The sequence below is a fragment of the Loigolactobacillus jiayinensis genome (assembly GCF_003946445.1).
Lineage (GTDB): Bacteria > Bacillota > Bacilli > Lactobacillales > Lactobacillaceae > Loigolactobacillus > Loigolactobacillus jiayinensis.
Map to the genome: position 1 here is coordinate 31,780 of NZ_RHOF01000036.1, position 9,065 is coordinate 40,844.

The 9,065-nt window shown below is 40.5% G+C and carries 7 protein-coding genes; all 7 read left to right on the plus strand.

The features are described 5' to 3' along the window. The first annotated feature begins 97 nt into the window (after nt 1-97). The 7 genes from xdhA (at nt 98) to EKM80_RS09905 (ending at nt 8,819) form a co-directional block, all read left to right on the plus strand. Nucleotides 98-2,404, plus strand: coding sequence for a xanthine dehydrogenase subunit XdhA (gene xdhA / locus EKM80_RS09875; protein WP_125552963.1), 2,307 nt, complete (start codon nt 98-100; stop codon nt 2,402-2,404). Further along, entirely contained in the window at nt 2,397-3,269 is an 873-nt protein-coding gene (gene xdhB / locus EKM80_RS09880; protein WP_125552964.1) for a xanthine dehydrogenase subunit XdhB, read from the plus strand. The genes xdhA and xdhB overlap by 8 nt, the downstream gene beginning before the upstream one ends. A 3-nt stretch (nt 3,270-3,272) precedes the next feature. Further along, nucleotides 3,273-3,740 carry a xanthine dehydrogenase subunit XdhC gene (xdhC, locus tag EKM80_RS09885; RefSeq protein WP_125552965.1) on the plus strand — a complete coding sequence of 156 codons (468 nt, stop codon included), beginning with the start codon at nt 3,273-3,275 and terminating at the stop codon, nt 3,738-3,740. A gap of 37 nt (nt 3,741-3,777) precedes the next feature. Continuing rightward, nucleotides 3,778-5,109, plus strand: a complete 1,332-nt coding sequence (locus EKM80_RS09890) for a uracil-xanthine permease family protein (protein WP_125552966.1) — start codon at nt 3,778-3,780, stop codon at nt 5,107-5,109. Between the two features lie 22 nt (nt 5,110-5,131). Beyond that, nucleotides 5,132-5,602: a nucleoside deaminase gene (locus EKM80_RS09895; protein WP_125552967.1), complete on the plus strand. Its 471-nt coding sequence runs from the start codon at nt 5,132-5,134 to the stop codon at nt 5,600-5,602. Between the two features lie 395 nt (nt 5,603-5,997). Beyond that, nucleotides 5,998-7,383: a uracil-xanthine permease family protein gene (locus EKM80_RS09900; RefSeq protein ID WP_125552968.1), complete on the plus strand. Its 1,386-nt coding sequence runs from the start codon at nt 5,998-6,000 to the stop codon at nt 7,381-7,383. Nucleotides 7,384-7,457: 74 nt separating this feature from the next. Then, nucleotides 7,458-8,819, plus strand: coding sequence for an 8-oxoguanine deaminase (locus EKM80_RS09905; RefSeq protein WP_125552969.1), 1,362 nt, complete (start codon nt 7,458-7,460; stop codon nt 8,817-8,819). Nucleotides 8,820-9,065 lie beyond the last annotated feature (246 nt).

A 9,065-nucleotide genomic window follows, 5' to 3' on the forward strand; every position in this document is an offset into this window, starting at 1 on the left:
GCGCTTACAAAAAAACGGTAGGCGCTTAATTTTCAGGCTAAGCTAACAATAATATTTTTTTTAAATTAAAAATATTAGCAAAAATGGAGGGAAAATAATGGGCACTAATGAAGTTGTTGGACATTCTGAGCAACGTTGGGATGCAATTGCTAAAGTAAAAGGCCAAGCTCAATTTACTGGTGATTTTCCGTTTAAGAATTTACTTTATGGGAAGATATTACGTTCTACAATTGCGCATGGACGTGTTGAAAGCTACGATATTTCTGAGGCTGAGAAAGTACCTGGTGTCGTTAAGATTTTGCTACCGGAAGATTTACCGCAGAATAAATATTCTACTGCAGGACATCCATGGACCTTGATTCCGGAGAAGCAAGATATTCGGGATCGTACAATTTTAACACGTGATGTTCGCGTGTATGGTGATGATATTGGGGCGGTGATTGCTAAGTCTGAGTTAGCGGCAATTAAAGCTTTGGAAAAAATCAAGGTCACTTATAAGGAATATCCAGTTTATATAACGCCACAGCAAGCGATGGCGGATGATGCACGGCGAATTCATGAAGAACGGGATAATGTATTGGCAAGTAGCAAAGTTGGTTTTGGTGATGTTGATAAAAGTATGGCTGAGGCTGATTATATCATTCGGGAAAATTTATCGACTTCAGTGCAACAACATGTTCATATGGAAAATCAGATTGCAGTTGCCTATCAAGATGCTGATCAGCGCTGGACCTGTGTTAGTTCGACGCAGATTCCACATATTTGTCGGCGAATCATTGCCCAAGCAGTTGGTGTTTCTTGGTCGAAGATTCGGGTCAAAAAACCATTTATTGGCGGCGGCTTTGGTAACAAGCAAGATGCCGTGGTAGAACCATTAGTAGTGGCAATGAGTATGGCTTGTAATGGACAGCCAGTACAATTAGCATTGACGCGTGAAGAGTCGATTGCTTATACTCGAACTCGTCATGCAATCGATTATAATTTTGCGATTGGGGTAAAAAAAGACGGTACGATCACCGCTATTGATTGTGATGTTATTTCTAATCAAGGCGGTTACGCTTCCCATGGTCATGCAATTGGTGGTAAGGGTGGCACGTTCATTAATGCAATTTACAAAATGGATAGTTTACGCTATACAGCCAAAACAGTTTATACCAACATTGCCACAGCTGGCGCAATGCGGGCGTATGGCATGCCACAAGTTGTTTTTGCTTTAGAGACTGTAATGGATGATGCGGCTGATAAAATCGGTATGGATCCAATTGATTTTCGAATGATGAATCGGCGACCAGACGGCTTCTATAACGCAATGAGTAACGTTAAGCAGATTAACTTTAAAGTTGGTGAATGTTTAGAAAAAGGGCGTAAGGAGTTTGAGTGGGATAAAAAGATGGCAGCAAGTAAGCAATACAAGACCGGTGTAAAGCGTCGTGGCTTAGGGGTTGCTGCCTTTTCCTTTGGTACCGCGGTTTATCCGTTTGGCTTAGAGGTTGCCGGCGCGCGCTTGATTTTAATGCCTGATGGTTGTTTCAAGCTAATGTTAGGTTCGACTGAAATTGGACAAGGTGCTGATACTGCACTTAGCCAGATGGCTGCTGAAGCTATTGGTGTACCGTTTAAGAACATTATTCGTGATTCATTTACTGATACAGATATTGATCCGTATGATACTGGAGCGTACGCATCCCGGCAAAGTTATGTTACTGGTTTTGCTGTCAAAGAGGCAGCAGAAAAAATTAAGGCTAAAATTTTGACGCGCGCCGCGAAAATGTATGATGTGCGTACTGAATATATTGATATTATTGACGGGAATATTATTTATATGCCTGATGGCGAACGCTTGGCCACCTTAGAAGATATTGCGATGTCCTCATACTTTGATATGAAAGATGGCAAAACAATTACTGCTTATTCATCGGTGAATATTCATCAAACCACCTATGCCTCTGGTTGCACCTTAGCGGAAGTCGAAGTTGATATGGAGACAGGCCGTGTTAAGTTACTTAGTATCATGAACGTCCATGACTCTGGTAAAATTATTAATCCGCTGATTGCGAACGGTCAAGTTGAAGGCGGTATGGCAATGAGTATCGGCTATGGACTAAGTGAAGGTATTCGTTACAGCAAGGAAGGACGGCCATTAAATAATAATTTGTTAGATTACAAGTTACCAACAACTATGGATCTGCCTAAATTGGAGCACGCTTTTGTTGAAACTGATGATCCGCTGGGGCCTTTTGGTAATAAATCATTAGGTGAAAATCCAACCGTTTCTCCTGCTCCTGCAATTCGTAATGCAGTAAAAAATGCCATTGGTATCGGTATTAATACTTTGCCGCTATCACCGGAAAATGTTTATGAGCATATACAAGCGCAGCAAAAGGGGGACGTCCAAAATGTTTGATATTACGGGTTACTATGAAGCACATAGTTTAGCTAATGTTTTTGAATTACTAAAAGAACAACCAACAGCCAGAATTGTTGCTGGAGGAACCGATGTTTTAGTGAAATCGCGTGCGCGGGTTACCGGTTTTGTTGAAACGCCATTGATTGGGATTAGCCGAGTTGCAGAAATGAAAGGAGTCATCATGGCCGATGACGGTACTATTAATATCGGCGCGTTGACAACCTTTGACGAAATTGAGCACAATAAGATCATCAATCAGAATATGCCCCTACTCAGTCAAGCTGTTTCATTAGTTGGGGGCCCACAAACACGGCGTATGGGCACAATTGGCGGTAATGTCTGCAACGCTGGCCCAGCAGCTGATAGTGCACCAGCACTGTTTACGTACAATGCAGTTTGTGAAATTTGTTCGGCCACAACGACTAGAGAAGTGCCAATTACCGAATTTTATATTGGTGTTGGTAAAGTCAAACTTCAGCCAGGTGAAGTACTGGTCAAGTTTAAGATTACTAAGCAAAACTATCAAGGTTATCAGGGCTATTATATTAAGTTTGCGCAGCGTGCAGCGTTAGATATTGCTAATCTAAGTTGTGCAGCGTTAGTTAAGGTAACCGAAAATAAGATTCAGGATCTCCGCATTTGTTTTGGTGCTGCTGCTGCGACGCCAATTCGTATGCCAGCAGCGGAAGCATATGGTTTAGGCAAGGAAGTCTCAAATGATACTTTGACTACCATTGGTGATTATTGTCTTCAGGATACAAAAACAATCGCTGATTGGCGGGCTTCTAAAGAATACCGTGATCATTTAGTCACAGTGTTACCAGTACGGGCACTAGCATTAGCATTAAAGGATGGTGAATAGAAAATGATTCAAGAAATAGAGTTCACATTAAATGGTGAAGCAGTGACCTGTGCTGTTGATGTACGTAAAAGTTTATTGGAAATGTTGCGGGAAGACTTTTCATTAATTGGCATGAAAGAAGGGTGTAGTGTTGGTGAATGTGGTGCTTGTTCAGTTCTCATTGATGAACAGGCGGTGGATTCTTGTATTTATTTAGCTGTCTGGGTGGACGGTAAAAGTATCACAACGATTGAGGGTATCACGCATACGGATGGTTCGTTGGATAACGTTCAACAGGCGTTTATCGATGCTGGGGCAGTGCAATGTGGTTTCTGTATTCCGGGGATGATTATTTCTAGTAGCCAGTTTATCAAAGAAAATCCCCAACCGTCACGGGATGAAATTAGGCGCGCTTTGTCTGGTAATATGTGTCGTTGTACTGGGTATCAAAAAATCATTGATGCGGTTGAATTAGCGGTGGAAACAAAATAACCAAACTGAGTCTAAATTGACGAAAGTAGATGGGAAAATGGCAAAAAAACCAATATCACAAGTTGATGAGCGGCTACCGTTGGGTCAAAATTTATCGTTGGGGTTTCAGCACACAGTCATTGCAATAATCGCGGCGATCCCTGTTCCTTTAATTGTTGCGACTAATACAGGTATGTCAATGGCACAGACACGATTCTTTATTAGTGCCGTTATTTTCACTACCGGTATTTCATCGTTGCTGGCGGCGCTGGATATCATTCCGCGGACTAGCCCCAAAGTACCTATGATCATGGGCGCTAGTTTTGCAGTAGTACCGGTGGCGATTGCAACGCTAAAGGATGCAACTTCAATTCCAGTTGGCTTCCAGTTTATGGCTGGGGCAACTATGCTTTCGGGGTTACTATGTTTTTTAGCCGCACCATTTTGGGCGAAACTACAACGATTTTTTCCGCCAATCGTAGTGGGAACTAACTTGATGGTACTAGGAACAGCGTTATTACCTAATACGTATCATTGGATGATGGATAAAAAGGCCTATCATTTAACCGCTAGTGTTGTACCAAAGGCTTTTTATCTGACGTTGGCTGTCTTTATTTTCCATATTATTATTAGCAAGTATTTAAAAGGTAAATTGGGTAATGTAACAATTCTAATTTCGCTTATTTTTGGGACGATCATTTCAATTTTTATGGGCATGATGGATTTTTCGTCAGTTAAATCAGCACCGTGGCTGGCAGCTAATATTCCATTCCATTATGGCTTGCCTAAATTTGGCCTTGAGTCGATCATTACTTTTCTAATTGTTATGGTATTAGGTATGGTGGAAGTATCTGGTACAGCGACAGGAATTCACGATATTGTTCATAAACCGATTGATCGGACCCAGTTTGGTAAAATTTTGAAAACGTTGGGGATTGGGACTTTTCTTTCCGGATTATTTAATTCGGTTCAGCCAACTTCATTTGTACCTAGCGTTGGTGTACTAGACCTTTCCAAGGTTCATAGTCGCTTTCCTATTGCAACAGCAGGCGGGATGTTGGTTTTGATTGGTTTTATACCAAAATTTTCGGCACTGATTTCAGTTATTCCTAAGCCTGTTCTAGGGGGGATTGGTTTTGCTATTTTTGGTGTTATTATTGGGAGTGCCGTTGATATTCTTAAGCAAGTTAATTTTAATGGAAATCAAAATAAATTAATTATTGGTTTAAGCATGGGCGTTACAATGATTCCAGCTACTTATCCTAATTTTTATGCGCAATTTCCATCATTAATTCAGAATATAATGGGTAGTGGTATCTTATCTGGTGCCTTAACTGCCATTTTATTGAATATTTTCTTTAACTTCAAGGATTTGCGACGCGCGGATTAACTTCAAGAAAGGTTGTGGCAACATGGCAACAGATTTTATGGAAATTGCAGCAGCAGAAGCGACAGCTAATTTAACAACACAGGATGGCGGCCCGTTTGGTTGTGTGATTGTACGGGATGGGGAAATTATTGCGCAAGCACATAATCAGGTCTTGGTTGACCATGATCCAACAGCTCATGGCGAAATTACTTGTATTCGTAAAGCAACGAAAAAATTAGGTACACATGATTTGAGCGGTTGCGTGTTGTATACATCATGCTATCCTTGTCCGATGTGCTTAGGCGCAATTATCTGGTCGAACATCACAAAAGTTTATTACGGTAATACAGCTAAAGATGCCGCTGAGATTGGCTTCCGCGATGACTTTATTTACGATTTTATCAAGCAAGGTGGGGCTAATAAAGACGTTCTTGACTTAGAACAAGAAGAACGAGAAAAAACACTGCCGAGCTTTAATGCTTTTGCCGCTCAACAAGATAAACAATTGTATTAGGTTTAACGGATCATTAAAAATGTATTCATTCTATTGAGTGCATTTTTGTTTTAGCTAACAGCAACTGGTGAAGGTTGCCAATTTTATGAGTAAAGTATAATGTTTAAGTAACATAGATTGTATAGGCCTTCACAGCCGGAGCAGCTAAATTACAAGGACAGGTATTGTTTTTACTAGAATGACGTGCTAAAATCTAACTATCAGCAACAGAAAGCGCTTACAATAATAATGTGCATATTTGCACATATTATTTTTAATGCTACTAAAAATAATAATTTTTTGTACGAAAAATATTTTTAACAAGGGAGGGGATATCCCGGCGTTATGCTCAGTGTGAAAGCAAATATCAGCTGTCTGTCGGTATAGTTCAAGTGCAAAGAAACGGAGGATTTTTCATGAAGACTGTGAAAAATAAGAATAACGGTGGCGTGTCGGATGCGGATATGGTTTTCCAATTAGAAGGTCGGCCTAAGTTTTCCATTGCTTTTCCTTTAGGATTACAGCACGTTTTAGCGATGTTTGCTGGTAATTTGGCACCAATGTTGATTATTGCTGCGGTCGCAAAAGCAACACCAGCTGAAACGATCGTCATGGTGCAGGCTGGTATGCTGATTTCTGGATTAACGACATTCGTGCAATTATACCCAATTAAAATTGGCCGTTTCCAAATTGGATCCGGATTACCTATCGTTATGGGGACGAGTTTTGCGTTTGTGCCCACTGCATCTGCAGCTGCCGCAATTGGTGGGATTCCAGCAGTGTTAGGTGGCGCCTTAGTTGGTAGTTTATCTGAAGGCTTTATTGGCCTATTTTATAAATACTTAAAACGGTTCTTTACGCCATTAGTGATCGGTAGCACTTTGATTGCAATCGGAATCAATTTATTAGGCGTTGGACGTGACTACTTTGCCGGTGGTGCTGGTGCTAAGGATTATGGTTCTTGGCAAAACTTAACGATAGCTTTTTCGACATTTCTTTTCGTCATTATTTTGCAACGTTTCGGTAAAGGGGTCATTAATACAGCCGCCTTGTTATTTGGTTTATTATTCGGCTATATTTTGGCATTCTTCTTTGGTAAAGTTGATTTGAGTTCAGTCAGCACTGCTTCGTGGGCGACTATTCCACTACCATTACATTTTATGCCAACTTTTGATGCACAAACGATTATCAGCTTTGTGATCATTTATATAACGGTGGCTATGGAAACAATTGGGAACACATCGGGTATTACGATTGCTGCTTTTGATCGTCCCGCCACAGAAAAAGAAACTTCGGGTTCCGTTTTAGCTGATGCAATCGGTTGCGCGGTGGCATCAATTTTTGGTGCAATGCCAAATACAGCTTTTGGTCAGAACGTTGGGATCGTTTCAATGACTAAAGTTGTTAATAAGTGGTGTATCGCTTTAGGTGCCGGCGTTTTAGTGATATGTGGCTTCTTACCTAAATTAGGGTCAATTTTTGCTTCAATTCCTAATCCTGTCTTGGGTGGTGCGCTGATCTCAGTTTTTGCTATGATCACATTAAACGGAATCAAAATGCTTGCCCAAGCAGGCTTTAGTGGGCGTAATGTCACAGTATTAGGCATTACTTTTGCTTTAGGTATTGGGTTTGCCGGACACGCTGATGCAATTGCTGGAATGCCAACTTGGTTGAAATTTATTTTTGAAGATAGTATTGCGGCAACAACATTGGTTGGAATCATCACTAATCTAGTTTTTCCGAATCCTAAAAAACATGAAGCTAGTACAACTGACAAAGTAGCAGGGACAACAGTTAAATAATAGTTTAACGGTTAATTTACCTATTTAGACAAATTTCACTGTGTTTCATTGTTTCTTTAGAGGAGGCTGTGATCTTGACTAGGTTACTGATTAAAAACGCCCAAACGATTGTGACTTGTAACAAACATGATGAGGTATTAGAACATGTTAACTTATTGATTGAAAATGGTGTGATCACGTATATGGGTAAGAAAACCCCCAGTGCTGATCAGCAAATTGATGCTAGCCATCATATTGTTTATCCAGGATTGATCAATACGCACCATCACTTGTATCAAACATTTACGCGTAATCTACCAGCTGTTCAAAATATGGAATTATTTGATTGGTTGAACGCATTGTATAAGATTTGGGCTAATTTAGATCAAAAGGTTGTTTATTACAGTTCAATAACTGGCTTAGGGGAACTATTGAAAAGTGGGTGTACTACAGCTTTTGATCATCACTATGTTTTTCCACAAGGTGAGGAAACTGGGTTGATGGAGGCTCAGTTTCAAGCGGCTTCGGAGCTGGGCATTCGGTTGCATGCTTCACGAGGGAGTATGAGCTTAAGTCAAAAGGATGGTGGATTACCACCAGATAGTGTTGTTCAAAATGTTGATACGATTTTAAAAGATTCAGAACGAATTGTTGCTAAGTTTCACGATCCTAAGCCGTTTTCTATGCGTCAAGTTGTACTCGCGCCTTGCTCACCATTTAGTGTGACCAGTGAGTTGATGAAGGAAACAGCTAAATTAGCACGGCATTTAGGTGTGCGCTTGCATACACATTTGGCTGAGACTAAGGATGAAGAGCAATTCGTGTTAAAGAATTTTGGTATGCGACCATTGGCTTATATGGAATCTTTGGGCTGGACAGGTAATGACGTTTGGTACGCGCATGGCATTCATTTTAACCATGAAGAATTGGAATTTTTGGCAAAAACGCAAACTGGGGTTGCCCATTGCCCAATTTCAAATATGAAGCTCTCTTCGGGAATTTGCCAAGTAGCAGAAATGCTAAAACTAGGCGTTCCAGTCGGATTAGGTGTTGATGGCAGTGCAAGTAATGACGCCTCTAATTTACTAGAAGATTTACGAGTTGGCTTTTTGTTGCAGCGTTTGAATTCAAGCAATCAAGCACCAACCGGTTATGATTTCTTAAAAATGGCTACTAACGGTAGTGCTAAGTTACTTGGTCGTGATGATATTGGTTCATTAGCAGTTGGCAAGGCCGGTGATTTATTCATGCTTGATACTCGTGATCTATCATTAGTGGGGACTTTACAAGATCCCAAAGCAGTACTGGGCACAGTCGGCTTTTCTGGGGCGGTAGCTTATACCGTTGTTAACGGTCAGATTGTGGTTAAGCAAGGTAAATTGGTTAATTTAGATGAAGAAAAGTTTGTAGCCGATGCTAATCAATTGCAACGACAATTCATTGCACGTAGTGAGTGAGCTAAGTATATAAACAGTAACTTATGCGTTGGTTTGTATTGACACTATAATATGAAAAGCTGTTGTTGACTGGCAAGTGATATTATCGCCAAGGTTTTATTCAGTACGAAAATACGCTGATTTAGAGGCTGAACGTATCAAACAGGACAATAAATTTAATCAGAAGAAATGCATCCACGTAAAATGGACGCATTTTTTGGCTCTTTGTCAAATCCTGTTGATAGCTAATTTTGGACAGAACTGGAA

Coding starts and splice junctions, on each gene's coding strand:
- xdhA (WP_125552963.1), top strand. CDS start 98: ATGGGCACTAATGAAGTTGTTGGACATTCTGAGCAACGTTGGGATGCA.
- xdhB (WP_125552964.1), top strand. CDS start 2,397: ATGTTTGATATTACGGGTTACTATGAAGCACATAGTTTAGCTAATGTT.
- xdhC (WP_125552965.1), top strand. CDS start 3,273: ATGATTCAAGAAATAGAGTTCACATTAAATGGTGAAGCAGTGACCTGT.
- EKM80_RS09890 (WP_125552966.1), top strand. CDS start 3,778: ATGGCAAAAAAACCAATATCACAAGTTGATGAGCGGCTACCGTTGGGT.
- EKM80_RS09895 (WP_125552967.1), top strand. CDS start 5,132: ATGGCAACAGATTTTATGGAAATTGCAGCAGCAGAAGCGACAGCTAAT.
- EKM80_RS09900 (WP_125552968.1), top strand. CDS start 5,998: ATGAAGACTGTGAAAAATAAGAATAACGGTGGCGTGTCGGATGCGGAT.